Raw genomic sequence first — 26,126 nt, forward strand, 5'->3', positions numbered from 1 at the left:
CTCAAAAAACATTATGCTCAAAAAAACTCTGCTATATAGCAGAGTTTACGAGCTAATTTGCTCTTGTAACGAAATTTGTTTTTCATCTTCTAAAATAACAATCGATTCTACTATCTTTGTAACTTCTAATCTTTTTATATAATGTCCATCTAATTCTTTCACACAAAACTTATAATTTTCAATTTCAATGGAATCCTCTTCAGCAATCTCTATATTCTTCGTTAAAATCCAACCACCGATTGTATCAACACCATCATCATCAATCCCTAAACCAAATAACGTATTCACTTCACTAACAAGTACTTTTCCCTCTAGTATCGTCTTCGTTTCACTAACTTGTTGAATTTCTGGCTGCTCATCCGTATCAAACTCATCCTGAATATCTCCAACAATTTCTTCCAGAATATCTTCAACAGTAACAAGTCCAGATGTTCCACCATATTCATCTATCAATATAGCAATATGTGTTCTTTCTTTTTGCATTTTTAAAAACAAATCATGAATTGGAATAGAATCAATAACTAAAATAATTGGTCTCATATATTGCTCTACTGTCTTCTTATTAACAGCTTTATGTTGTACAAATTCAGTAAAAATATCTTTAAAATTCACAAAACCTATTACGTGGTCTTTGTCGCCATCAACAACTGGATACCTTGTATATTTTTCACGAGACATTTTTTGCAAAGCTTCTTCAGCAGGCATCTCTTTACTTATAATATTCATTTCAGTTCGAGGTACCATTATTTCTTTTGCAATGCGATCATCGAATTCAAAAATTTTATTCACATATTTATATTCAGATTGATTAATCTCACCATTTTTATAACTTTCTGAAACTAACAACCGTAATTCTTCTTCTGAATGAATCTCATCATGCCCCTTCGGCGGTTTTAGCCCTAGCAGCTTCGTAATGATTCGAGCTGAACCATTTAATAGCCAAATGAATGGGAATGCAATACGATAAAAGAAAATTAACGGCTTAGAAACAAGTAAACTCACTTGTTCAGATTTTTGAATTGCAAATGTTTTTGGGGCCAATTCACCTATTACAACATGTAAAAAAGTAATTAACAAAAACACTAAAATTACAGCAAAAATGTCTGCTAGTTGAGTAGAGATATTCCAATTTGCAAAAAGCGTATCAAACATTTGCTTTAACGCAGGTTTACCAAACCACCCAATTCCTAAAGCTGTAACAGTAATTCCCAGCTGACAAGCAGATAAATATTCGTCTAAGTTTGTAATGACTGTTTTGACCGATGTTGCACGATTATTTCCTTCTGCAATTAAATAGTCAATTCGTGAACTTCTCACTTTAACAATTGCAAATTCTGCTGCAACGAAAAATGCCGTTAAAGCAATTAAAACAATCACTATACTTATACTATATATGTCCAAATACTTTTCCTTACTTACTTTGTAAGCAAGGAAGCCACCTCCTACTTAATTTTATTCAAGTGAAGTAAGCATTCTAATACTCTAACAAAATTCTACATTAGCAACCACCTTTTTATATATTATATGCATACATAAAAAAGATATTTATCATTATGATAATCTAATTCATTTACACTCGTCAAATTATTCTAAATGTTACGATAAAACATTTTTATTTAAACGAACTATTCTTCTCAACTCAATTTCGTGAAAAAACACTTTCTTTGCCGATTCCACACTTCTTTTGTCGCACTAGAAGGGAACTTACTTCATAGCTCGAAATCATTCAACAGGATATATATAGGAGGGATTATTTTGGAATATAAAACACCATTTATCGCAAAGAAATTAGGTGTTAGCCCAAAGGCTGTTGTCCGGATCGCACAACAATTAAATCTTACGATAGAGAAAAATAAATATGGCCACTTTATTTTCACACAAGAGGATGTCGATCAAATGTTAGAACACCATCGATTTCAAATAGAGCAATCTCAAAATTCTCAATCTACTCAAAAGGCTTCCTCAAATGAAGTTGAGGAATTAAAAACTCAAGTTAATACAATTGTTCAAAACATATTACCCAATGATTTTGAGCAATTAGCTGATCAATTAAACACTATTACGAGAAGACTTGATCGAATGGAAGAACAAATGCAAGATAAGGCAAATGATGTCGTCACGTACCAACTTTTACAACACCGTCGTGAAATGGAGGAAATGTTAGAGCGAATTCAAAAATTAGAAGCTGCCCTAACGAAAGAAGAACCCATTTATATTACTCCTGATTCAAAACCAACATATGAACGAGAAAAGAAACCGAAGCGCCGCAAAATGATTTTTAGTATATTTGGATTATAATTTTTAGACCCTTATTAAAATAATAAGGGTCTTTTTTAATGAAGAGTTATATCCTATACAAATATTATTCTCTTTATTATACATATTCACTTCGCTTTATTTCGTTAACATAATATTTTTACTGTATTCTGCAATTAATGCCTGTGCATGAGCATTCCCTTGAATCACATCACGAAATTCTTTTAAAGAATACAAATGCGTAACCCCTTTTCGAGCATGAATTCTTACTGGTACACCTTGTAAAGTATCATGAAACTGAAATGGATTATCTATTGGCTCAATTGGAAAACCAAGTGTAAGTAAATACATATACATTCTTTTTGTTACTGCTGCAATGTACCATTCAGCTTTTGTTTCTAACGCATGTATAAATAAAATAGCTGTTAGCCTTTTGAAATGTCCTCTCCCACGAGACGTTTTCGAAATACTTAACTTGCCTATTTCATATACATTCTTCAAATCTTTTACTAAATCATTTTTAGAAAACGGATAGAAAAACTCAGAATTTGATTGTTCAGGTATCGTATACTTAATACATTCTACTGTACCAATAGGATGTTCATCTTCTATTAATAAAAATCGTGATGGATTTAAATTACGTTCTACGAACATTAAGTTTCTTTCTTCACAAAAATCTCCCCATAGTTGCTCGAACCCAAAATGTTCTTCCTTTGTTTGAACACGCTGGAACATATTTAACCGCCTTTCCCATCGTCGCTCTGTTTTTGATAACGCTTTCACTATCTATCATATAAGAACAAATCTTCGTATGCAACTAAAAATATTTATGACTTATTATATTCTGCAAAATGAATTAGATTCCAATTTAATCGACTTTTATCCCGCGCTCACATTCCTTTTAATAACACATTTGTAACACTTTTCAAATCTAAATTACATTATGTTTCTTTCCATACAGCATATAATTCTTCTTAATCTAAAGAAATCCTTTATGAAAAAGGATTTCTTTTACTTCTTAATGCTTTTTAACCATTTTTCAAAAATTTGTATCATCCCATGTTTTCCAGCTAATTTCTCTTCCCCTTGTTTCGTCTTATATGGATATAATTGCAAGAAAACACCGCATCCAGACTCAATTTTTTTACTATGCATATGGCTTCCTGGATATACACAAATGACTTCATAAATTGACCTTCGATAATAGACTCGCTTTCCATCCTGTTCTTCTACATACTTTATAGACCAGTACTTATACATTTGCTCAGTTGCTTTCGTATTTCCGACGTGCTGAAAAATATTGTACATTGGACTATACTTCACTTCAATAATAATAGAAGATTTATATACGTATTTCCCATCTTCTTTTACATAACAGTCTAAGCGAATATCTGGCTTCTTCGTATCCTCACCATTGTAAAAATTACTACCTTTACTTAATGCAATAAGAGGATGTGTTTCAATTAAGTCATTAAATGCAACATGCACCTTTATATCATCTCGTTCTAAAACTACTGTCGTTCCATCTTGTAATCCATCTACATAAAAATGTTCTTGTATTTGTTCACGGATAGAGTTTCTAGCTTCAAAACCAATTTGCTCTAAAATTGAAATAACGATAAAAAAAGCGTAATATTCATACACTAAAAACGTTGGCTTATAAACAAATAATAACGATGGAGATTGATCCGTATATTGCGGGAGTACTTCTAAATGATGTAGTAATTGTTGATGTGGTATCGGTAAATCATGTAAGTTCATGTTACTTGTTTCAGTAACTTCCCTCCAAAACGAAGAATGCATTAACATTTGAAAGTATTGTACATTTTCATGCACAATATGCGCCAATATTTTATATTCTTGTATTTTCATTGAGCTCTTTCGTAAATCGGCTTCTTTTAGTAAATGTATATTTTTATATTTTTGCTTCTCTCTATCAGTTACCGATCCATTACGCTCAATTGTTTGTATAATCGTTTTTACGGTTTGAAACTCTTCTGATTTTTTCTTTTTTTCTCTTTCTAAGATTTCAATTGTTTGACGTAAAAAACTTTTTGCTTCAATTAAATAATGATAAAATTGCATCGCTTTATATTTAAGAAATGCATTTTCCTTACTATTTTTTTGTTCCATAAACTTACGATTATAATATTTGGCATAAGGTTTTCGTTCTGCTACTATAGTTCCTTTTCTTGTTGGCCTTCGCTCTTTTCCTTCCCATTTATATTCATTTATAAATTTTGAGCTTGATTCTATTTTCTTAAAGATTTGCTTTATCATTTTCATTTTTTGGGGTAACTTTCTAAGTAACACTAAATAAGAAGAATCCTCAATATCGCTAAGTGCAGAGAAGGTCTTTTTATAGTAACCTCTATCCAAAATCAACTCATTTAAAATTGACTTCACATAGTCTTGAATCATTTCAAATTGATCATCAAAAAAGTTTTTCGGTACGATTTGAAATGCGCCATAATACGTTGTATCTTCTATACGCACTTCAAAATGGTATAAACCACAGCGCCATGGATAAAAGAATTCTGTTTTCCCATGTTCATATATTAATACTCTTTGTTTTTTTTCATTTATTTCATATTGAGCCTCTTTTATATTTTTCTGTCCCTCATATACTTTATTCCATATAAAAGTAATATTCATTGGAATTTCATAATTGTACTGCAATCTTATTGGTTTTAATTCTTGTACTTTATAAATACATTGAACTAATGCTGTAGTAGATGTACAAAGACGATTTAATAAAATATAATCTCCTTTCCCCTCATTTCCAATGATTAACTTTAATACAAAAGGGAGCGTTTCATTCGTATCAACGATTTTTGTTTCGTAACGCCCTTCATTTTGCATATCCATACAGCTCCAGTTCTCTACGTTTTTCTCGTATATATGCTAAAGAGTGTTCAAATGTAGATACTCTGTTTGCAAGTGCAGATTGCAAAAGAGGTACTAAGGTCGCCCCCCTTTTTGCTTCTTCAGAAAGTAAAGGCCCAACCATCATTTCGGTCCCTCTGATTTTCGTCAATACACGCTGCTTTATTTGTAAATCAAACCCCTCTTCTCTACTGATCATATAGGTATGGTTATTTTGGAACGGTATGTTTTGCAAATAAGTCGCAATTGCATTTGCACATCGGAAAGAAATTCCCTTAGACGCGTCATGTGATGACAATACGACATGCAACTTATCTAATAGCTCTAATTCTTCTTCAGAAAACACTTCAATCATCGCTTTATTTCTCATCCAATTTATCCGAAATTCTCCCGCTGTTACTTTCAAAGGTGGATGTAATACGACTTTCCCCTGTTCCATGTCCATCTCACAAAACGGAATTTTCTGTAACGTTATTAGGTTCGTTCGATCTAATAATCGATCAGAGAGCTCTTTTGTTGTTTCATCAAAATTCACAGTACCTACAAATATAATATTTTCTCCAATTTCAATTGTTGATGGAATTGAATTCTCTATGTCCTGTACACCCTCATACAAGTTTAAAATACGATTTTTTGTTTCAAGTTCAAGAACAGATAGAAACGGAGTAAACCAATGCTCAATATGAGACATGTTCATTTCATCAAAAACGATTATATACAGTTGATTTGGATTTTCTTTCGCCTTCATTAACGTCCTAACTAACTTCGTTTCACTTTCAATAAAAGTACCATTTGGATGAAGGTAACCAAGTAAATCATGTGGTTCTTGATACGATGGCGAAATCGGAATCCAAACCAACTCTTCCCCATACTGTAACCCTAATGCTTCTGCATAAGTTTGCACAAAACGTGATTTCCCAATCCCCGGTATACCACCAAGAATCGTTAACATATTTGTTTTTACACTTATATGAAAATTATAAATATCCGTTTCATCCAAATATAACCCTTTATTATGCACCATACTTTGTACATACTGTAAAAAAGACGATTCACGCTCATCCCATTCCCATTCATCTTTTTGTACTTTTATATCCTCTACTTCAACTAGCTTACCTTCTTCATGCATTCGTTTTTTTAATTGCTCATACACATAATCACTTACAAAATATAATTGATCTTCTACCGCTATTTCTACATACTTCGGCCAGTCACTGTAGTTTATATATTTACATTCACGTTTCTGTTCAAAATAGGCGATTGAGCTAATTGATGACTTTAGGGATATGTTTCCGTAAAGTCTTCCATCGTGCCACAATAATTCGGGAGGCTCAAAGTCTTTCGGAAATTTTGGCATAAGAAATGATAAATAACCGTTGCTAAGTTTTCGTTCTAAAGATTCTCTTTTTTTATTATTTGTAACTTTAGGTGCCGGAATCATTTTATAGCTGCTTGCTATTTCTTTCGGTTCTTCTGTACATATTAACTCCACGTATACATTTCCTCTTTCATAATAAAGACGAAACATTACTAGTTGCTTTTCTAATTTCCTCTTCTTTAATTCCGAAAAGATTTTTTCATTCTTTTTATTGCTACATAACCCTTCAAATACATATGGTTCATTTGTAAATTGTTCCTGTAAAGTGAATGGTATTGGCGATAAGCATTGTACAAAGAAATTCTCTCCACTCTTCTCTTTCTCAGCTTTTGTAAATTTCCCTAAAAATCTCATATAGTACATTCGTTTTATAAAACTTGGCTGAAGAGCTTTATGTAATTTCACCTTAGTCACCTTCTTTTTTCATACTATTCTTAGTGTATGAAAGAAACGAAAAACTAGAAATAAAAAACCTGACGTTATCCGCCAGGTTCAAAATAAAAACTTATATTAATGAGAAGGAAATGCTTTTTTCTCCTGTAAAATTGCATTATGAGCAATTTTCATTTTCGCAAGTACGTAACGTAATCGATCTTCAGCGTTTTCATCTTTACTTATTTGTAATTCCGCCAAATTTTCAACAGAACTTGCTAAATTTTCAATGACTCCTCTTAGTTCAGGATGATGATTAAAAAAAGATTCTTGCACTAATACTTTCCTTAACTCACTAGCTAAATCAATTATTCTAGACAACTGTTCTTTTTCTTCCATTCTCATCCCTCCTGAATATCTTATGTAGTAAATATTCTCTAAACAAAGAAAAAAGCCCTTTAAATGAAAAGGACTTTTTACATTTTTATATTTCCAGTTAATAACATATATATGGATGTGATAGCCGCAACAATAATTGCCCACATCACATACTTCTCTACACCTACAAAGCAACGGTTCCCTTGTTCTTTTCTTGCAAATGTGTAAACAATAATTCCAATTCCATACACAATTGAAACGAGTAGTAAATTCTTTAGACCAGCTGCATAAAGAAGCCATACAGAGTAAATAGAAGCAATTAAAGCTAACGCTCCGTTTTTTAATTTAGCGTCTTTTAGCTCGTTTGTAATGACTAATTTAAATTGGAATAACGCTGATAATAAATATGGTAATAAAATTGATGTTGAGGCAATGAAATACATAATTTGATATGTTGATTCCGAAAACAAAACGATGATAAATATAGTTTGGGCAACACCATTTGAAATCCATAATGCCATGTGCGGTGTTTGCTTTTTATTTGTTTTCGTAAAGACTTTCGGAAATACGCCATCTTTTCCTGCCACATGAGAAATTTCAGAAACAAGTAAAAACCAACCAATTAATGTACCGACAAGTGAAGCAACTAATCCGATGTTAATCGCAACTGCACCCCATGGACCAACAACGTGCTCTAATACATGCCCCATTGAAGGGGTTTCTAACACAGAAAGTTCGCCTCTTGTCATAGCTCCCATTGACAGGACAGAAATTAAAATATAAATGGACATTACTAAAATAAGTCCCAATACTGTTGCCTTTCCAACATCTCGACTATTCTTCGCTCTTCCAGATAATACAACTGCTCCTTCAACTCCAATGAAAACCCAAAGTGTTACAAGCATTGTATTTTTCACTTGACCAAGTATAGCGGAAAGTGAGATCGTTCCTTCCCCCCAAAAATCATGTGTAAATGTGTCCCAGCGAAAGGCTGTTACCATTACAACAATAAATAAAACGATTGGAACTAACTTCCCTATTGTTGCGATCACATTCATAATAGAAGCTTCACGAATTCCAAATAAAATTAAAAAATGAAGTGTCCATAATAAAAGTGATGCCCCAACGATAGACGCAACATTATTTCCTCCTTTGAAAATTGGAAAGAAATAACCTAATGTACTAAACAGTAACATAATTGTTGCGACATTACCTAAGATTCCTGCTAGCCAATATCCCCAAGCACTATTAAATCCAATATATTCACCGAAACCAGCACGTGCATAACTATAAATTCCACCTTCAAGTTCCGGTTTTTGTCTTGCTAACGTTTGATATACGAGCGCAAGTGGAATCATTCCCATCGCTGTAATACACCAGCCAATTATTATTGCACCACTGTTTGCTCCTACTGCTAAATCATGCGGTAAACTAAAAACACCGCCACCAACCATTGTTCCAACTACTAATGCGATTAATGGAAAAAATCCTAACTTCTTTTCTATTTGTACCACCCCATCTGTCATTCTAGGTGTTATGTTCGTTCAACTATTAAAGTCACCTTTTTCTCTAATAGACGTTTCTCTTATATTTTTTCAGGAAAACATTACTTATTCTAAAAGAAAATGAGCAAAAATGGAATACTTTTTTGAAAAAATGTATAAGTATGCACAAAAAAACCGCTCATTTTGTAATGAACGGCCATTTCAAACATATAAATTTGTATATTTCTTGTAAATTTAACGAAGTAACTTCTCTTTTTGTAAAAATTGTTTTGCGACTTCTTCACTACTTTTACCATTTACGTTAACTTCATAATTCATTTTTCGCATTTCTTCATCTGTAATCTTTCCAGATAATTTATTTAATACCTTTTCAAGTTCAGGATATTTCTGTAACGTTTCTTTTCTTAATAATGGTGCTCCTTGATAAGGTGGGAATAACCCTTTATCATCTTTTAGCACTTTCAGTCCGTATTGCTCCAATTCACTATCTGTTGAATATGCATCAATTACGTTAACATCTCCAGATTCAATTGCGCTATAACGCAGCTTCGGCTCCATCGTTTTAACATTCGAGAACTTATAGTTATATAATTTTTGCATTCCTTTATAACCATCTTCACGATCAGCAAATTCCAATGTAAATCCTACTTTGGCTTCCTGCGCAACATTCCCTAAATCAGAAATTGTATTTATATTCTTTTGATCTGCTATTTTTTTCGGCATAGCTAGTGCATATGTATTGTTATACTTCATTGGCTTCAACATAATCATATTATATTTCTTTTCCATTCCAATGCGAGCCTGCTCATATACTTCATCACGATTTGTACTCTTTGGTTCTTCTTTCACGAAAGTAGATAAAGCTGTTCCTGAAAATTCTGGGTATATATCTACTTCCCCTGATTTCAACGCTTCAAATACAAATGCTGTTTTCCCAAGACCTGGTTTTAATTGTACGTGTAAATCTGTATCTTGTTCAATAAGCTGCTTATACATTTGAATTAAAATTTCAGGTTCTGATCCAAGTTTGCCCGCAATAACAATATCTTTCTTTTCGGTACTCCAAAGAAATGGAGAAGCAATCATTATACAAACAATACATATCGTCAATATAACACGCTTAGAAGAGCGTTTCGGTCGTTCAAGTATGCGAAGTACTATATCAAAGAATAAAGCGAGTAACGCGGCTGGTACGGCCCCTAAAATGATAAGTGCATGATCATTTCGATCTATACCTAATAATATAAGCTTACCGAGCCCACCAGCACCAATGAGAGCTGCTAATGTAGCCGTTCCAACAATTAATACCATCGCTGTACGAATACCGGCCATAATAATAGGCAATGCAAGAGGAAGTTCTACCTTCCACAATCTTCTCCAACTATTCATCCCCATAGCTTTTGCGGCTTCTATTAGAGATTCATCTAATTCCCTTATTCCTGTATATGTATTTCGTAAAATAGGTAATAGTGCATACACAACTAATGCGATAATCGCTGGAAGTTTTCCGATTCCTACTAACGGAATTAAGAGTCCAAGCAATGCAAGTGATGGCACTGTCTGCATTACTGCAGAAGTTCCTATTATAAATTCAGCCATTCGTTCTTTTCTTGTTAATAAGATGCCAAGTGGCACTGCTATAATTACTGCAAAAAATAATGAAATAAGCGATATTTGTAAATGCTCACTTAATGCAGTTAGTAATTCTATTTTTCGTTCTTGGAACGTTTGTATAAAATTAGTCACTGTTTAGCCTCTTTCCTTCATTTGTTCAACAATGTAATTGACAATATGACGACTTGTTAACGCTCCAATATATTGACCGTTTTCTTCAACTGGAACGACCTCTTCATCACGCACACGAACTAGTGCTTCTTGTAAGGAAGAATGTAATGATAGCGCCTGCCCTTCTAATTGCACACTTTGATCAAGTGGCAATACATCTGCTATACTTTTCCCCTCATACCAAGTTCGCCCACGATTTCCAATGAATTCCTCTACAAATTCATTTTTCGGATTATGTATAATTCCTTCTGGTGTATCTAGTTGAACAACTTTTCCTTCTTTCATAATACAAATGCGATCTCCAAGTGATAATGCTTCTTGCATATCATGTGTTACGAATACGATTGTTTTTTGAATCTTTTTTTGCAACTGTACAATATCCTTCTGAAGCTGTTCCCTACTTAATGGATCTAACGCACTAAATGGTTCATCCATAAGAATGATTTTCGGGTTTGCAGCTAATGCTCGCACGACACCGACACGTTGTTTTTGTCCTCCTGACAATTCATCAGGCATACGATTTCGATAAATATCCGGATCTAATCCAACCATATGTAACAAGTCATCGACGCGTGCTTTAATTTCTTTTTTGCTCCATTGCCTCATTTCAGGAACAACTGCAATATTTTCAGCAATTGTCATATGAGGAAACAAAGCAATCTGTTGCAACACGTATCCTATATCCCAACGTAATTCGTTTATATTATATTGTTGAATATCTTTTCCATCGATTAAAATCGATCCTTCAGTCGTTTCGATTAAACGATTAATCATCTTCATTGTCGTTGTTTTCCCGCAACCACTCGGACCGATGAGAACAAAAAATTCTCCCTTTTTAATTTCTAAATGCAATGAATCCACTGCTTTCGTGCCATCTTCATACGATTTTGACACATGATTAAATTGAATCACAAATACAACTCCTTTACTGTTGTTTCCTTTATTTTGATGGAATATGGCATTCATTTCAAATGATACGCTTTTAAATTAAAAAAGAGCTCACATTTGAGCTCTAACGGTCGAACAATATTGTTTTCATTATAGCAGCATATTCGTGAACATACATTTTTCTCTTAGAACGAATTGGTGTTTCAGCAGCTAGTGCCTCCATCTTCATTCCTAAACGCTTTGCAATTATTTTCGTTCGATATAAATGATACGTATTACTTACAACTACTGCATGTTTCACATTATATAAATCCATACTAAACTTTAAGTTTTCATACGTATTTGTAGATTGATCTTCTATTAAAATACGACTCTCATCTATACCGTGTACCATTAAATAGTTTCTCATGCTGTGAGCTTCCGGTATATCTTCATCTTCTCCTTGACCACCTGAAACAATTACTTTCGATTCAGGATGGGAAAATAAATACTCCAACGCTACATCCAAACGATTTTGAAGAGATAAAGACGGTCTATCTCCAAATAACTTTGCACCCAGTATAAGAACGTACGGAGAGTGATAGCTCAACTTTTCACGAGCAACTTTGTTCATTCTAAACGTCATATAAATGATGTATAGTGGCGGTAATAATAAAATGATAAGAAAGATCCATTTGTTCATAAATAAGTTTGCACTCCCTTTCTTTTTATTATACAGAAAAAGAAAGGGCGGCAGAAGTGTTTTTTAAACGATTGATTTATTAGAAACATTCGCCGCTACTTTACGTTGTGATAGTACATAATAAATAGCGATTCCTAATGAGAAGATCAATATGCAGCTTAATACGTAAAACGGAAGCATTACTCCGGCTTTAGATACACCCGCTGTAAACAGCATTAATAATACAATTCGTATTCCAGTACCAATTAGGCGAAATAAGCTGTCTACACGTCCCATTACTTCGTTTGGAATTTCCTCCATCATCAATACATTTCTCGCCACTCTTGTACCCGCATTTCCAACTGCTTGAAAAATTGCAAGTCCATATAAGAAAATTACGGAAGGTTCAATAATCATTGCGGTAATTGAAATTACATAAATGAACATCGTCATAACGATTGAAACTTCTGTTTTTACATATTTCATTATGAGTGGAATACAGATTCCTGCGACAACCGCTCCGACACCGTACATCATCCCCTCTATTGCGTATACAGAGGCATTGGCTTTAAGTATATCCGAAATATAAACTGGTATTAAATAATTTGCCATCATAACACCTATAAACGGCATATAAGTGGCCAGTAAGAACCAAAAGAGCTTAGGACGTTTTTTCATAAAGTGAATTCCTTCAAACAATTGCTTCTTAAATGTTATTTTTCTTTTCACTTCTTTTTTCTTTACGTACGGTATACATAAGAAAAGAAAAAATGCTCCAACAAAAGTTAACATGTCTACTAACAAAATCCACTTCAAAGATACAATTTCAATTAAGAAGCTCGCGGCCGCTCCAGAAATAACTTGTGTTAACTGTCCTTGTATTTCCATCGTTCCACTTAAACTTTTATAATGTTCTGCTTGAAATATCTCTTGGTTGAACGCAAATATTGTAGGATAAAATAATAAATAGTAGAATGATCCGGCTATATAAATAAGGATATAGTGAATAGAATGATAAGGTTGCCCAGCAAATCCCCATATAACCATTATTCCGATTACGGCTATTCCGATTCCTTCGTTACATAGCAATAAAGATTTTCTTGAAAAACGATCAATACTTTGCCCAATGAATGGTGTTAATAAAAACATAATGAGGGTTGCAATGATAGAAACATAACCAAATGTTGTCTCTCCTCCACTCTCTTTAATTAACAGCCAAGGAATCGTTATCATAACAATTCCGGAACCAATAGCAGATAGACTATTGGCTCCTAGAATGTAATACAAGCGAGAATCATGATAAAGTGAGGACATATCATTCCACTCCTAGTTGTTTTTTCACCTCTTTATATACGCTCATATATGCTTTCAATTCTTTAACTACATCATGAATTAATGGCTTTGCATCTTCCCCAAGTTCACCATCTTGCACATGTAATCCATCAAGCACAACTTGTTTTGGAATTGCATTTGCATAAACACCTCTAGCGACCGTTCGCATGCTGTTTAATGCATTTATTCCACCTTTACCGCCACCAGCAACCGCTAACAACGCAACTGGTTTATGAATAAATTCACTACTACTTAAGTAATCTAAAGAGTTTTTCAGCGCACCGCTCATCGCATTATGATATTCTGGTGTACATAATACAACCCCATCCGCAGCTTTCACTAACGTTTTTAATTTTTTTACTGCCTCTAAATCACGTTGCGACTCTTCTCCATTGTATAAAGGTAACTCCTCAATTGCTAAATCATATAATTCCCCTTCAAATTGATCCGCAATATATTTTGCCACCACGCGAGTTCTACCAAATTTTCTTGGTGTACCGTTAATAACGACTAGTTTCATGATTATTTCTCCCCTTTGTTTTCAAGTTCTACTTATATATTATCAGAAATTTCTATACAAAACACAATATAAAGAGTTAACTTGTTTCATAAAATAGTATGATAAACAAAAAAGAACTCATACTTTCGTATGAGTTTCGTACAATTACTTTGATTCATCTCTCATGCTCAATGTACCTAAACTTTCATTTGCTTCAAAATGATTATATGCTTTTTCCGCTAATCTTTTCCGTTCTTCTGGTAATTCTATATATTTCATTACGTTTTCAATTATTTTTTCGTACGGAGTAAATACAATTCCTGGCCACTCTACCTCATCTTCTGGATTACTATTTTCGGAAATAATAAATTTCTTATTCGCAACTGCATAAGACACGCGAGGTGTTTCAAGAATTCCTGATAAGTAAAAATGAATATTTAATATAATTTTAGCTCTAGCAATCAATTCATTTCTAACAATTCCCCACGCATTATTTTTAAAAACTATATTTAAATTCGGGGCAATCGCTTTTAGATGATCAAAAATAGCTTGTCGCCTCGGATTAAGAGCACCTATAAACAGAATATCAATATCTTCAATAATCTCATCTTCAAACGCATCTTTTTTTATTTCCAAAGTTGGAGCATAGTTCATTTCTACATGTTTTATTTCTTTTCCTACCCCTTTTTGTTGAAGCCATTCTATATTTTGTTTACTATAATCCCAAATCACTCTATCTTTTAATAATATTAAATAAAGGGGATGCGCATATGGACTTCCTTCGTATAGCTGTTCTAAATTATAAATAATTGCATCTTTCGGAAGAAGATTCGGGTTATATGCGTATGTATGTGCTCCAAAAACAACTGTATTCTTTGCATTTTCCAGTATTGTTTCTGATATAATTACTGTATTTCCCTCCTGCTCCAACCGCCACTTTAAAGCTCGCGCAACATCTATGAAACTACCGTATGTCTTTGGGCATATAAAAAGACAATAATCATATTCTTTATTCAAATAAACTTCCATTAATCTTAAATTATTTTTATATAAATCTACATCTGGATGTTTAAGTACCAACTCATTTGCATGTTTTCTTGCTACTTTATATAATCCAGCATAATAAGCAGCAATGCATCTTCTTAATTCGATTCTTTCCCGGTCCTCATCTAATACATCCATGTTTAAAAGAAGATTTGCGATACAATACGCTTTTAAATGATCACGATCATAATAATAGTCTAGTAGTGGCATCAATTCTTCATACGTATTTCCATGCACCGATTCTCCTAGTTCAATCGCCCATCGCATTAATTCCATGATTACTCCACTACTCCTTTAACCGAAAATGTATTTAATAAAATTTCGCATTATTCTCTACTATATTTGCTATATGAAATGGAATCTTTTCTTTTATCGATTCCAAATACTTTTGCGACACCGCCCCTAAATGTTTTTTATGAGGTATATAGAAAGCACTAATAGAAATTTCATAGTCAAATAAGTAATCATACACATGATAATCTACAAATAGTAGATCATCCTTTGGAAAAGGAATTTCCTTCCCTTGCAGAGCATACATCAAAGCAATATTGTTTTGAGATCGTAATCGATACAACCTTGCAAGTTGGTATAATGGTTCAGCCCGGGTTGGTCTATATTCCCAAGCTTTTTGAAAATAAAAAACAGCTAATGCTAAATATTGCTCTTCTTGCCCTTTAACAGTTTCTTTTTCATCAGCACCTGTCACTTCATTTTGTTTATTTGCTGAACGATTTGCTAACTGCTCATAACAAAATCCTATTCGCAATAACGAATAGAATACCTCTTCAACCCACCCTCCTGCTTCCACTCGTTTTTTATACCATTTAATTGAATTCTCAAATTGACTTAAATGAAAATAAGTCTGAGCTAAATAAAATAAATATCTTATATGCAAATCTGGCGTTGTTTCTGGGTCGTTTATTCCTTGTAACAACAACCTCTCATCTCTTTCAAATTTATCAGCTTTGCTCCCGCCATCTCCGGGATCATTCACGACAAGAGTCTCTAACCGAGCTACCCTCGTATTGTAATTCGCTCCAACTTTTGAACGATCTATATCCCAATACTCATGAGTAACACCGACAGATTTCCATGGTAAAGAAGCTTTTAAAAGACGCGTAAGCCAATATTTAATATGAACATCATATTGTAATGTAAGATAATGATCTTCCGTTAAGCTCGTTTTATCGAAATTCGGACCAACCTCTAAAATCATATCTGCATCTAATATTAATAAATAATCTGCTTCTGGGTATGTTTTTTGCGCTAACGAAACAGCTAAGCTTCTGTTATAACCAAAGTTTTTAAACGGCTCATGATGAACCGTCCCAGGTATCTCATTTTCCTTACACCAATTTTCAATAATTTCAGGCGTATTATCCGTCGATCCAGTATCACAAATAGAAACAAAGTCTACAATTGATTTTGTTGCATTTAAACATCTTTCCATAATTCTAGACTCATTTTTGACGATCATACAAAGACATAACTTTTTTTCTTCCTTTACAGACTTCACTTGCTCATTTCCCATTTAACCACCTCATATTTTATTAACACGCTCTTCTCATATGTAACAACATTTCTTAGCTATACTGATGACATAAGCACCCTTTTACTATTTATGAAAACTTCATTTTATTTATTCTTACTTTTATGTTGAGATATATTTCATGCAGCGCTTTATATTTGATACAATCAATACAAAAAAACATAATGCGGGAATCCGTACATTTCAAAGTCTAAGAGGAGGTTATATTTTGTTGGATTACATTTGGCTAGATGACAAATCACCAATTTTAGAACAACTACCAAGCACCTTTAAATCTGCAGCTATATTGCTACACCCTTTTGTCCAAATGCCTTTAGGATGGGAAAAGTCTGTGAGAAAAAGACCATATGAGCACATCTATCCTAGCGCTGAAGAAATCATTCATAATGGGAAATCCGTTTCTTGGAAGGAAATGATGTCTTATAGTGGATTACATTCATACGCAGAATTAGCAATGGCCATGTTGACTTCCATTGGTGCTTATACAGAAGAATATAAAAGAGAGGATTTAGCCGAAAAGCTATATTCAAACTTAAAAAAAGATCTTTATTATCCAACAGAAGATTATACGTCTATATTTTTATTACATAAATTACTTAAACTCCTCGGTTCTAAAGGTGCAAAAAATTTATATTTCTCTGAACCAATTCTTGATACAAACGGATTATTAGAGGTAAATAATACTACTCCATTAGATATTTGGGACATTAGCAATAATGAGTTAATTATTACTGGCGAAGATAATGAGTATGCGTTTATGAGTATATTCGATTCCTTTACAACCTTATTATTAGCTAAAGAAGAAAATATAGAATATATTGTTCATTCAATGAACGTTGAAGCTGTCATTTGTGACAAAAAAACGATGATTGATTGGTATTTTTAAATTAGTAATTTCTTAAACTATAAAAAAGAAACTTGCGCTTATGCACAAGTTTCTTTTCAAAAACATCCTTATTTTTTCACAACTTCATGTCCACCGAACTGATTACGTAGTGCTGAAACTACTTTTCCATGGAATGTATCATCTTCCTGAGAACGATAGCGCATAAATAATGACATAGCGATAACTGGTGCTGCAGCTTGAAGTTCAAGTGCAGTTTCAACAGTCCATTTTCCTTCTCCTGAAGAGTTCATTACACCTTTAATGCCATCTAGTTTCGGATCTTCTGCAAATGCTTTTTCAGTTAAGTCCATTAACCAACCACGGATAACTGATCCATTCGCCCATACTTTTGCAACATCTTCATAATTGAAATCAAAGTCACTCTTATCTAGTACTTCAAATCCTTCAGCGATTGCTTGCATCATGCCGTACTCAATACCGTTATGAACCATTTTTAAGAAATGACCACTACCAACACGGCCAGCATAAGAATAGCCATTTTCTACTGCTAAATCTTTAAATAAAGGTTCTAATTGGTCGTAAATTTCTTTTTCTCCACCAACCATTAAGCAAGCACCGTATCTAGCTCCTTCTACACCGCCTGATGTACCGATATCTACATAATGTAATCCGAAGCTTTTTGCTTCTTCAGCACGGCGTAACGTATCTTTATAGAATGAATTTCCGCCTTCAATAACGATATCACCTTCATCTAATAACGGATAAACATCTTTTAGTACTGACTCTACAACTTCTCCTGCAGGCACCATTATCCAAATTGTACGAGGAGCTTCTAGTTCAGCGATCATTTCTTTTAATGTATGACGTGCAGTAATTCCTAGTTTTCCTGCCTTTTCAACAAGCTCTTTATTTACATCGTATACTACTACTTCATGCTTGTCTTCATATAAGTGTTCAGCTAATGGGAATCCCATTTTTCCTAATCCAATTAAACCTAGTTTCATATTAATCAATCTCCTATTCTATACAAATATATTTAATATCGAAATTAGCCCAAGTGCTACTACAGATAATATAGTCTCCATTGCAGTCCATGTTAATAATGTTTCTTTCACAGTCATTCCGAAATACTCTTTAATCATCCAAAATCCTGAATCATTCACGTGTGATAAAATTAATGACCCTGCACCAGTTGCAAGTGCTAATAATTCAACATTTACACCTGGTGTGCTTGCTGCAATCGGCGCAACAATACCAGCTGCTGTCATCATAGAAACAGTTGCCGATCCAGTTGCAATTCGAATAAGTGCCGCAATTCCCCACCCTAATAATATCGGTGAAATATGTGATTCTTTCGCCATATCTGCAATTGTCGTTCCAATTCCAGAATCTAATAATACTTTATTAAATGCACCGCCTGCACCAATCACTAACAATATGTTTGCAATAGGTCCAAGGCAATCATTTGTAAATTGTAACACTTTATCTTTTGAGAAACCTTTTGCATATCCAAGACTAAAGAAAGAGTAAATGGTTGCAATTAATAAAGCCACAATCGGATCTCCAATAAAGTGTAATACTTGTGCTAGTTGACTCGTTTTATTTAATGCAACTTCTGCTATTGATGCACCAAGCATAAGAAATACTGGAAGTAAAATTGTAAACAATGTATTCCCAAAGCTTGGAAGCTCTTTTTTATTATCTTTTTCAATAAATTGCTCCGCTATATCTAATGGTACTTCCTTATGTATACGAGCACCAATCCATTTCCCGTAAAGTGGACCTGAAATAATTGCAGTTGGAAGTCCGACAATTAATGCATATAAAATTGTCTTCCCTACATCTGCTTTAAAAATACCAACTGCCGCCATTGCCGCTGGATGCGGCGGCACTAGTCCGTGCACAACGGATAGTCCTGCTACTAGCGGGATACCGATTGTAATAAGTGATACCCCTGTTTCTAATGCAATTGTAAATACTAACGGAATTAATAGTACAAATCCAACTTGGAAAAATACCGGAATCCCTACTAAAAATGCAACGAACATCATCGCCCAGTGAACTCGTTTCTTCCCAAAACGATTAATTAATGTGTTAGCGATACGTTCAGCACCACCAGATTCGGCCATCATTTTTCCAAGCATCGTTCCTAGTGCTAAAACTATTGCTAAAAATCCTAACGTATTACCAAGTCCTAGTTTAATAGAATCAATAATTCCTGGATCTTTTGGTGAAGTTCCAATTAAAGGCATTCCCATTGCTAATCCTACACCAATTGCTGTTAAAATTAATGCGACAAATGGATGCCATTTTACTACCGTAATAAGTAAAAGTAGTATGACAACTGCCGCTAGTACGATCCCAACTACCATTTCTCCCAATCCCCCTATTTTTTACGTTGGAAAGCAGCTATACAATCAAATTCTTCTTTCAAGCGATTGTAAAGTCGTTCATACATATAAAACATTTCTAAATATATAGCCGTATTTTCTTTATTCGGTACATGATGATGGACAATATCAATCCAATCCTTTACCTCTTCAAGAGAATCAATTTTTCCTACAGCATACAAAGCAACTGCCGCTGCCCCAAGCGCAGATGCTTCATGACTTTCAGGTACAAGCAATTCTTTTCCCATCATATCGGACAACATTTGTCTCCAAAATGCAGATTTTGCAAACCCTCCTGAAACTCGTATTTCAGTAAGTGGCCCTGTACAATCCCTGATTGCGAGTGCTACTGAATATACACTCATACAAACACCTTCCATCACTGCACGTATAAAATGTTCTCGCTTATGTTGAAGATTGATTCCAAAGAATGTACCACGAGCATTTGCATTCCAGTAAGGTGCGCGTTCTCCAGATAAGAAAGGTAAGAACAATAGCCCATCCGCTCCAGCTGGTACGCTTTCTGCATATTTAATTAATAAATCATAAGGATCAATGCCGAGCTTTCTTGCTACTTCTTGCTCTGGACTACCAAATTCATCACGTAACCATCTCAGTAATATTCCGCCGTTATTCGTTGGACCACCGATTACCCAGTGCTCATCTGTTAATGCGTAACAAAACGTTCTCCCTTTCTCATCTGTATTTATATTTGATGAGATTGTTCGAACCGCACCACTCGTTCCAATCGTAATTGCAGCCGCACCCGGTGATATCGCACCAACTCCTACATTTGCAAGAACCCCATCACTTGCTCCGATGACAATTGGTGTTTCTGCACTTATCCCCATCTTCTGTGCTAATTCTGGCTTCATACCTGATAAAATATATGTAGTTGGTACAGGGGTTGATAATTTTTCTGGTGACATATGTAACATAGTTAAAACATCTTTATCCCAGTTTAATGTTTCTAAATTAAATAACCCCGTAGCAGAAGCAATCGAATAATCAACTACGTAGCGTGAAAATAATTGGTAAATCACATACTCTTTAATGGAAATGAATTTATAGGCACTTGTATATAACTCTGGTTCCTCTTCTTTCATCCATAACAATTTAGAAAGTGGTGACATCGGATGAATCGGTGTACCTGTACGTCTATAAATTTCATGCCCATTCATTTGTTGTAATAATTTTTCTGATTGCTTCGTACTTCGATTATCTGCCCAAATGATAGAACGCGTTAATGGCGCACCATTTTCATCTACTGCAATTAATGCGTGCATAGCTGTACTAATACCGATTGAAGAAATATCTTCTGGTAATACATTACCTTTTTCAATGGCAACGCTTACACTTTTGTATACAGCGGCACATATTACATCAGGATCTTGCTCAGCCCATCCTACATTCGGTTGAATAATTGGGTAATCGATTGCATGTGATGCAATGACTTTTCCTTTTTCTGTGAACACAACCGTTTTTGTACTTGTGGTACCGATATCAATCCCGATTACTCTCCCCCTTGTTTCCATGCGAATCTTCCCTTCATTTCTAGCAAAATACGATTTAGTAAACCGTTTACATGAATTAGTATATAAAATATTTTTTCATTTATCAAGTTATAAAAAGAAAATTTTTTTCATATCAAAAAATAAATCCCCTCATTCCATTTCACTTATATACTACATTTAGCTTTTCCATGCGGTAAAATTACGTTATATTCGTTACGCAATACACCCTTTCCTCTCATTAACAACACATACATAGTCCTCCATACGTTCTACTTATTTGCTTGAAGAAAGAGTTGAAAAGCAATATTCATTTTTAGCGGTCACGTAACATCACCATCAAGCCAAGAAAAGTAACTAACCGCAGAATGAGAATTCTGTGCATTTTGCTCTTATTTATTGTTTTAGGTTCACTAGTCTTTTATCTTGATAAACATAGAGCGTGGCCCCCTACTATCACTTTTTTATCTTGTAAATATATCTTGCATACTATAAAACCAAAAGTATTTTTATTTTTCAGAAAAATAAAAACAATAACACGGAATTTATTGTATAATGTTGTAAAAAGATGTCGGAGGGATTTAATGTTAAATAAAATATCTCAATTCACAATTAAGCTTTCATCAATTCTTTTATCACTCTTACTATTATTAAATTTACCTTATTTATTTATCACTCAACAAGGATTTACCTTTCAACCAATTTATTTTTTTAATCAGACCGTTACTATGTTAAAACAGGTTTTTTCCCCTGAATCATTAGTGATTATAGGATCAGACCCGAAGTTTGGCCATTTCAAAAAAACACCATTATTTCCAACTGTTTTAGAACCTTACCTATATTCATTTACTATATTATTTTTAGCCTTTTTTCTTGCTCTCTTTTTATCATCTAGCATGGCATTTTTTTATTTTTTAGCAAAAGATTATATAAAAAAATGGATAAACCGAATTGTGTTCATATTAGAAGCTGTCCCTGATATGATGATGATGATTTGTTTGCAAATATTTTTCATATGGGTACTTCAGAAATTTGGGGAATCTCCTGTCACTATTATTTCTTTTAATGAAAATCGAGCTTATTTACTCCCTATTTTATCATTAGCTGTCTTACCTACATTACAAATGTTTCGGATGATGGTGTTATACATAAAAGAAGAGCAAGGAAAACATTACGTAGAGGTTGCATATGGAAAAGGCCTTTCATCAAGTTATATACTATGCATTCATTTATTCAAAAATATATCTATCCACTTCTTCCACCATTTAAAAACGATTTTTGTTTTCTTACTTTCTAATTTATTCATTTTAGAATTTGTTTTTAATATGGAAGGCATTATTCAATTTTTATTTAATAAGGCGTTTGTTTCACCTCCAGCTGCATTTATCATACTTGTTATGATTGTTTTACCATTTTACGCCATTTTCCAAATAGTCTCATTCATGATGAATAGATGGAAAAAGCAATTGAAAGGAGTATCATTATGAAATCTATTTGGAAATCAAAACGCTTTTTAATCGGCTTTACTTATCTATTCATACTTATTTCAGCTAGTTTTATTTATAGTTGGTTCTTTAAAGATAACATCCCAAAACCTCCTCAGTTACTTTACAATGACAATAACGAATTACTTGGAAAGGCCCCCTTTCCGCCATCGTTAATTCCACCTTTTGGATCTGATCGTTTTGGAGAGTCTATTTTCTTACAAATTGTAGAAGGAGCAAAATTCACTATTTTATTGGCCATGGCAATTAGCTTCTTTCGAATTTTATGCGGAACATGTATAGGAATCCTCTTAAGTTTATTTGCTCCAAAACTCAAGAGATTTTTCCAGTCATGCTCAGAAGTTTTTTATTATATTCCAACTCTATTTATCGCATTCATACTCATCACGCCCGTTAATATTATAATCACATCAAATGCTGATGGGGTAGATCCAAATATTTCATTTACGTTTTATCAAGTACTCGTACTTATTTTCGTCGCTCTGCCTACACTTTCTTTATACATATCCTCAGAAGTTGATGAATTTATGAAACAAGATTACATCTTAAGTTCACAATTACTGGGGGCTAGTCGTTTTCATATTATAAAAAAACACTTACGAGTCTTATTACTTGACCGCTTATTTGTATTATTTATGGAACATATCGTCCAAACACTCATACTCGTTATCCATTTAGCGTTGCTTAACATTGTAATTGGCGGCATACAAATGCGTGAACTCTATGACGGAGTGCTCAAACCTGTTTCTCTATCTAATGATTGGGCAGGTCTTATTGGATTAAATCGTAATGAAATGAATCTTTCATGGTGGATTATTTTTTATACTCTCGCTTCATTCTTTATTACGATTCTATTTATTAAGCTTATGACCATCGGGATTCAAGATGCACTGAAAGCAAGAGATTCGCAAATTGTAGCAATTCAAAACGTTCCAGATCACAAAAAATTCGTTAAACATAAAGATTCCTTTTCGTTTGCAAATAAAGTAAACCTTTAATCATTTCTCATTAATTAAGTATTAATTGGCATTGATATTATAGAAAATAAAGAAGATGATTCCTATTAAATACAGGGATCATCTTCTTATGCTGTCTAACTTTTTTACATGTATTTGCTAGACTCATGCTTTTTATATTTAAAGTGAATTATTTGCAATCACAATTATGTTTTTTAAAATCAATTACCATACGCCCTTGAATTCTACCTTGTTCCATTTCTTCGAATACATTTTGTACTTTATCTAGAGAACAAGTTTGAACAACTGGCACTACTTTTCCTTCTGCCCCGAACATAAACGCCTCTTCCAAATCTTTACGAGTACCAACTAGAGAACCAACTACTTCAATTCCATCCAGTACAAGTCGTGGGATGTTTAAGTCCATTGTTTCTACTGGTAGCCCTACTGCAACTACTTTACCGCAAGCACGTACTGCATCAACTGCTGAGTTAAAGGCTACTTTAGAGACTGCTGTTACTACCGCAGCATAAGCGCCACCAAACTCCTCTTGCACAATTTTATCAGCAGGACCTTGAGAAATTGGATTGATAGTCATATCAGCACCAACTTCTTTCGCTAAGGCTAATTTGTCGTCATTAATATCTACTGCGATTACCTTTGCACCAAATACATTTTTAGCATATTGGATAGCTAAGTTACCTAATCCACCGCAGCCATAGATTACAATAGGTTGACTAGGTTTAATATCTGATACTTTAATAGCTTTATATGTAGTTACACCAGCACAAGTAATTGATGATGCTTGAGCAGGATCTAATCCTTCTGGTACTTTTACCGCATAATCAGCTGTAACGATACATTGTTCAGCCATACCACCATCCACTGAATAACCAGCGTTTTTAACTTCACGGCAAAATGTTTCTCTACCAGTTACGCAATATTCACAACGTCCACAAGATTGGAACATCCATGCAATACTTACACGGTCACCTATCTTTAGTGAAGTAACATCATCAGCTATTTTCGTAACAATACCTACACCCTCATGACCAAGAATACGGCCATCAGTGTTACCAAAATCATGATTCGCAACGTGTAAATCAGTGTGGCAAACTCCACAATACTCTACATCTACTAACGCTTCACCTGAGTGTAACGGACGTAATTCTTTGTCAATCACTTCGATGTTTGCTTTGCTGTTTTTATTAACCACTACTGCTTTCATATGTGATCTCCCCTTTAGTGTTTTAGCATTTTAATGAGTTTATCTCACAACTACTTTCTTCACTACTTTGGCTAGTTATTCTACCAAATTTAAGTGTTCAATCATCATTACATCTTCATCATAACATGACACTTCATAAACAACTTGTGAAATTATGAACAATATTTGAATTATTACACAAATCGGTCTTTATTTTAAATTTTTAAAAATGAGAGTTTATCATTGACTATAAGTAAGTCACATATTTCTAAAACAAAATAAATTAACAAACTTCTCACCGATAAAAAAGCTCTTCACTCAATATTTTCTACATGTAAATACTTAGTTTCACAGTAATATCCTTTGCCACCAACATAAACTTTTTCTATTTTATTTTTGCTATTGGTTGCTAATTTAACTAATATTTCAGAAGGCGAGTGTAAAGAATAACCTTGTTCAAATACATAGACTTCTTTTTTCAAGTAGTCCTGTTCATAAAGGTAGCAAGCTAATGCACCGTTCGAAGTTCCAGTCGCTGCTTCTTCATTGATGTCGTATAGCGGAGCAAAATTTCTGCATATAATTCGATTGTCATTAAAAGTATATAGATGCATCCCGACAACATTATAATACTTGCTGATTTCTTTAATTTTTTCAAAATTAGGTTGCAGTGCATGTAATTGTGTTTCGCTTTTTATAGGAATTAAAATATCTTTTAAGCCCGTGGAGACAATTTGAATTGGGTATTTATTTTCTATATCTTTACTATCAAAACAGTCGATGAACTCGTTTGGAGATACAACATCATAGAATATCGGTTTATTTTGTTCCATGAATATGATGTCATCTTTTATAGTAATAGTAAGAACACCGCTGTTCGTTTCAATCGTATAGCGATTCCTGAAAAGTTTATTTAAATGCATCAGTATCGCGAAAGAGCCAATTGTGGCATGACCACATAAATCAACTTCTTCTTTTGGTGTAAAATACTCAAATTTATAATCAGCAATTTCAGATTCTGATATAAATGCGGTTTCCGCATAGCCCAGTTGTTTGGCTATTTCCATTTTTTGAGTAGTGGTCAATGTATTCTCAATAAATACCACTCCTGCTTTATTTCCGCCTTTATGATTCTTGCTAAATGCACTTGCAACATAAACAGATATTTTCATAAGAC

22 protein-coding genes are annotated in these 26,126 nt (G+C 33.8%); 4 read left to right on the forward strand and 18 right to left on the reverse strand.

Features of this window, described 5'->3' with window-relative positions:
* Window positions 1–45 precede the first annotated feature (45 nt).
* Window positions 46–1,401, reverse strand: a complete 1,356-nt coding sequence (locus B9A45_RS18630; RefSeq protein WP_016109911.1) for a hemolysin family protein — start codon at window positions 1,399–1,401, stop codon at window positions 46–48.
* Window positions 1,402–1,755: 354 nt separating this feature from the next.
* Here B9A45_RS18630 and racA point away from each other — a divergent pair, with 354 nt between their 5' ends.
* Window positions 1,756–2,298 (forward strand): chromosome-anchoring protein RacA, encoded by a 543-nt coding sequence (gene racA / locus B9A45_RS18635; protein ID WP_000456021.1) that lies wholly within the window; start codon window positions 1,756–1,758, stop codon window positions 2,296–2,298.
* A 96-nt stretch (window positions 2,299–2,394) separates the two neighbouring features.
* Here racA and B9A45_RS18640 read toward each other — a convergent pair whose 3' ends face one another.
* The 12 genes from B9A45_RS18640 to B9A45_RS18695 all read right to left on the reverse strand — a co-directional run bounded on the left by B9A45_RS18640 (window position 2,395) and on the right by B9A45_RS18695 (window position 16,515).
* Window positions 2,395–2,991, reverse strand: coding sequence for a hypothetical protein (locus tag B9A45_RS18640; protein WP_000487794.1), 597 nt, complete (start codon window positions 2,989–2,991; stop codon window positions 2,395–2,397).
* A 276-nt stretch (window positions 2,992–3,267) separates the two neighbouring features.
* Complete coding sequence (locus B9A45_RS18645; RefSeq protein ID WP_084064505.1) at window positions 3,268–5,118, reverse strand: hypothetical protein; 1,851 nt, start codon at window positions 5,116–5,118, stop codon at window positions 3,268–3,270.
* Entirely contained in the window at window positions 5,108–6,925 is a 1,818-nt protein-coding gene (locus B9A45_RS18650; protein WP_016109910.1) for an AAA family ATPase, read from the reverse strand. Before B9A45_RS18650 ends, B9A45_RS18645 begins: the two co-directional genes overlap by 11 nt.
* Before the next feature lie 105 nt (window positions 6,926–7,030).
* Complete coding sequence (locus B9A45_RS18655; RefSeq protein ID WP_000391445.1) at window positions 7,031–7,291, reverse strand: hypothetical protein; 261 nt, start codon at window positions 7,289–7,291, stop codon at window positions 7,031–7,033.
* A 77-nt stretch (window positions 7,292–7,368) separates the two neighbouring features.
* Window positions 7,369–8,796 (reverse strand): basic amino acid/polyamine antiporter, encoded by a 1,428-nt coding sequence (locus B9A45_RS18660; protein WP_000129449.1) that lies wholly within the window; start codon window positions 8,794–8,796, stop codon window positions 7,369–7,371.
* Between the two features lie 213 nt (window positions 8,797–9,009).
* On the reverse strand, window positions 9,010–10,521 hold the full coding sequence (locus tag B9A45_RS18665; protein WP_084064507.1) for an ABC transporter permease/substrate-binding protein: 1,512 nt from the start codon (window positions 10,519–10,521) through the stop codon (window positions 9,010–9,012).
* A 3-nt stretch (window positions 10,522–10,524) separates the two neighbouring features.
* Complete coding sequence (locus tag B9A45_RS18670) at window positions 10,525–11,472, reverse strand: ABC transporter ATP-binding protein (RefSeq protein ID WP_016109908.1); 948 nt, start codon at window positions 11,470–11,472, stop codon at window positions 10,525–10,527.
* Window positions 11,473–11,572: 100 nt separating this feature from the next.
* Window positions 11,573–12,130, reverse strand: a complete 558-nt coding sequence (locus B9A45_RS32250) for a YdcF family protein (RefSeq protein WP_084064510.1) — start codon at window positions 12,128–12,130, stop codon at window positions 11,573–11,575.
* A gap of 63 nt (window positions 12,131–12,193) precedes the next feature.
* Entirely contained in the window at window positions 12,194–13,423 is a 1,230-nt protein-coding gene (locus B9A45_RS18680) for an MFS transporter (RefSeq protein WP_000097171.1), read from the reverse strand.
* Window position 13,424: 1 nt separating this feature from the next.
* Entirely contained in the window at window positions 13,425–13,961 is a 537-nt protein-coding gene (locus B9A45_RS18685) for an NADPH-dependent FMN reductase (RefSeq protein WP_000780355.1), read from the reverse strand.
* Window positions 13,962–14,105: 144 nt separating this feature from the next.
* On the reverse strand, window positions 14,106–15,260 hold the full coding sequence (locus B9A45_RS18690) for a CgeB family protein (RefSeq protein ID WP_000422324.1): 1,155 nt from the start codon (window positions 15,258–15,260) through the stop codon (window positions 14,106–14,108).
* Window positions 15,261–15,294: 34 nt separating this feature from the next.
* Window positions 15,295–16,515 (reverse strand): glycosyltransferase family 2 protein, encoded by a 1,221-nt coding sequence (locus B9A45_RS18695; RefSeq protein WP_084064513.1) that lies wholly within the window; start codon window positions 16,513–16,515, stop codon window positions 15,295–15,297.
* Between the two features lie 139 nt (window positions 16,516–16,654).
* Here B9A45_RS18695 and B9A45_RS18700 point away from each other — a divergent pair, with 139 nt between their 5' ends.
* Window positions 16,655–17,419, forward strand: coding sequence for a DUF2711 family protein (locus B9A45_RS18700; RefSeq protein WP_002196444.1), 765 nt, complete (start codon window positions 16,655–16,657; stop codon window positions 17,417–17,419).
* A gap of 68 nt (window positions 17,420–17,487) precedes the next feature.
* On the opposite strand, the gene gnd is transcribed toward B9A45_RS18700, so the two are convergent.
* Genes gnd through gntK form a run of 3 tightly spaced genes read right to left on the reverse strand, consistent with a single transcriptional unit; the run spans window position 17,488 to window position 21,305 of the window.
* Complete coding sequence (gene gnd / locus B9A45_RS18705; protein WP_084064515.1) at window positions 17,488–18,384, reverse strand: phosphogluconate dehydrogenase (NAD(+)-dependent, decarboxylating); 897 nt, start codon at window positions 18,382–18,384, stop codon at window positions 17,488–17,490.
* Between the two features lie 18 nt (window positions 18,385–18,402).
* Window positions 18,403–19,752 carry a GntP family permease gene (locus B9A45_RS18710; RefSeq protein ID WP_000260202.1) on the reverse strand — a complete coding sequence of 450 codons (1,350 nt, stop codon included), beginning with the start codon at window positions 19,750–19,752 and terminating at the stop codon, window positions 18,403–18,405.
* Between the two features lie 14 nt (window positions 19,753–19,766).
* On the reverse strand, window positions 19,767–21,305 hold the full coding sequence (gene gntK / locus B9A45_RS18715) for a gluconokinase (RefSeq protein ID WP_000450004.1): 1,539 nt from the start codon (window positions 21,303–21,305) through the stop codon (window positions 19,767–19,769).
* Window positions 21,306–21,865: 560 nt separating this feature from the next.
* Between gntK and B9A45_RS18720 the strand changes: the two genes are divergently transcribed.
* Both B9A45_RS18720 and B9A45_RS18725 read left to right on the forward strand, forming a co-directional pair.
* Complete coding sequence (locus B9A45_RS18720) at window positions 21,866–22,768, forward strand: ABC transporter permease subunit (RefSeq protein WP_000932684.1); 903 nt, start codon at window positions 21,866–21,868, stop codon at window positions 22,766–22,768.
* A complete protein-coding gene (locus B9A45_RS18725; RefSeq protein WP_058839560.1) occupies window positions 22,765–23,784 on the forward strand; it encodes an ABC transporter permease in 1,020 nt (339 codons plus the stop codon). Before B9A45_RS18720 ends, B9A45_RS18725 begins: the two co-directional genes overlap by 4 nt.
* A 148-nt stretch (window positions 23,785–23,932) precedes the next feature.
* Here B9A45_RS18725 and adhP read toward each other — a convergent pair whose 3' ends face one another.
* On the reverse strand, window positions 23,933–24,970 hold the full coding sequence (gene adhP / locus B9A45_RS18730; protein ID WP_000649109.1) for an alcohol dehydrogenase AdhP: 1,038 nt from the start codon (window positions 24,968–24,970) through the stop codon (window positions 23,933–23,935).
* Between the two features lie 293 nt (window positions 24,971–25,263).
* On the reverse strand, window positions 25,264–26,121 hold the full coding sequence (locus tag B9A45_RS18735; RefSeq protein WP_058839559.1) for a PhzF family phenazine biosynthesis protein: 858 nt from the start codon (window positions 26,119–26,121) through the stop codon (window positions 25,264–25,266).
* Between the last annotated feature and the right edge of the window lie 5 nt (window positions 26,122–26,126).

Source organism: Bacillus sp. JKS001846, from assembly GCF_900176455.1.
Taxonomy (GTDB): domain Bacteria; phylum Bacillota; class Bacilli; order Bacillales; family Bacillaceae_G; genus Bacillus_A; species Bacillus_A cereus.

Bases quoted from the DNA above. Each gene is read 5' to 3' on its own strand.
- B9A45_RS18640 (WP_000487794.1), bottom strand. From the start codon at position 2,991: ATGTTCCAGCGTGTTCAAACAAAGGAAGAACATTTTGGGTTCGAGCAA.
- B9A45_RS18645 (WP_084064505.1), bottom strand. From the start codon at position 5,118: ATGCAAAATGAAGGGCGTTACGAAACAAAAATCGTTGATACGAATGAA.
- B9A45_RS18655 (WP_000391445.1), bottom strand. From the start codon at position 7,291: ATGGAAGAAAAAGAACAGTTGTCTAGAATAATTGATTTAGCTAGTGAG.
- B9A45_RS18660 (WP_000129449.1), bottom strand. From the start codon at position 8,796: ATGACAGATGGGGTGGTACAAATAGAAAAGAAGTTAGGATTTTTTCCA.
- B9A45_RS32250 (WP_084064510.1), bottom strand. From the start codon at position 12,130: ATGAACAAATGGATCTTTCTTATCATTTTATTATTACCGCCACTATAC.
- B9A45_RS18680 (WP_000097171.1), bottom strand. From the start codon at position 13,423: ATGTCCTCACTTTATCATGATTCTCGCTTGTATTACATTCTAGGAGCC.
- B9A45_RS18685 (WP_000780355.1), bottom strand. From the start codon at position 13,961: ATGAAACTAGTCGTTATTAACGGTACACCAAGAAAATTTGGTAGAACT.
- B9A45_RS18690 (WP_000422324.1), bottom strand. From the start codon at position 15,260: ATGGAATTAATGCGATGGGCGATTGAACTAGGAGAATCGGTGCATGGA.
- B9A45_RS18695 (WP_084064513.1), bottom strand. From the start codon at position 16,515: ATGGGAAATGAGCAAGTGAAGTCTGTAAAGGAAGAAAAAAAGTTATGT.
- B9A45_RS18700 (WP_002196444.1), top strand. From the start codon at position 16,655: ATGCAGCGCTTTATATTTGATACAATCAATACAAAAAAACATAATGCG.
- gnd (WP_084064515.1), bottom strand. From the start codon at position 18,384: ATGAAACTAGGTTTAATTGGATTAGGAAAAATGGGATTCCCATTAGCT.
- B9A45_RS18710 (WP_000260202.1), bottom strand. From the start codon at position 19,752: ATGGTAGTTGGGATCGTACTAGCGGCAGTTGTCATACTACTTTTACTT.
- gntK (WP_000450004.1), bottom strand. From the start codon at position 21,305: ATGGAAACAAGGGGGAGAGTAATCGGGATTGATATCGGTACCACAAGT.
- B9A45_RS18720 (WP_000932684.1), top strand. From the start codon at position 21,866: ATGTTAAATAAAATATCTCAATTCACAATTAAGCTTTCATCAATTCTT.
- B9A45_RS18725 (WP_058839560.1), top strand. From the start codon at position 22,765: ATGAAATCTATTTGGAAATCAAAACGCTTTTTAATCGGCTTTACTTAT.
- adhP (WP_000649109.1), bottom strand. From the start codon at position 24,970: ATGAAAGCAGTAGTGGTTAATAAAAACAGCAAAGCAAACATCGAAGTG.
- B9A45_RS18735 (WP_058839559.1), bottom strand. From the start codon at position 26,121: ATGAAAATATCTGTTTATGTTGCAAGTGCATTTAGCAAGAATCATAAA.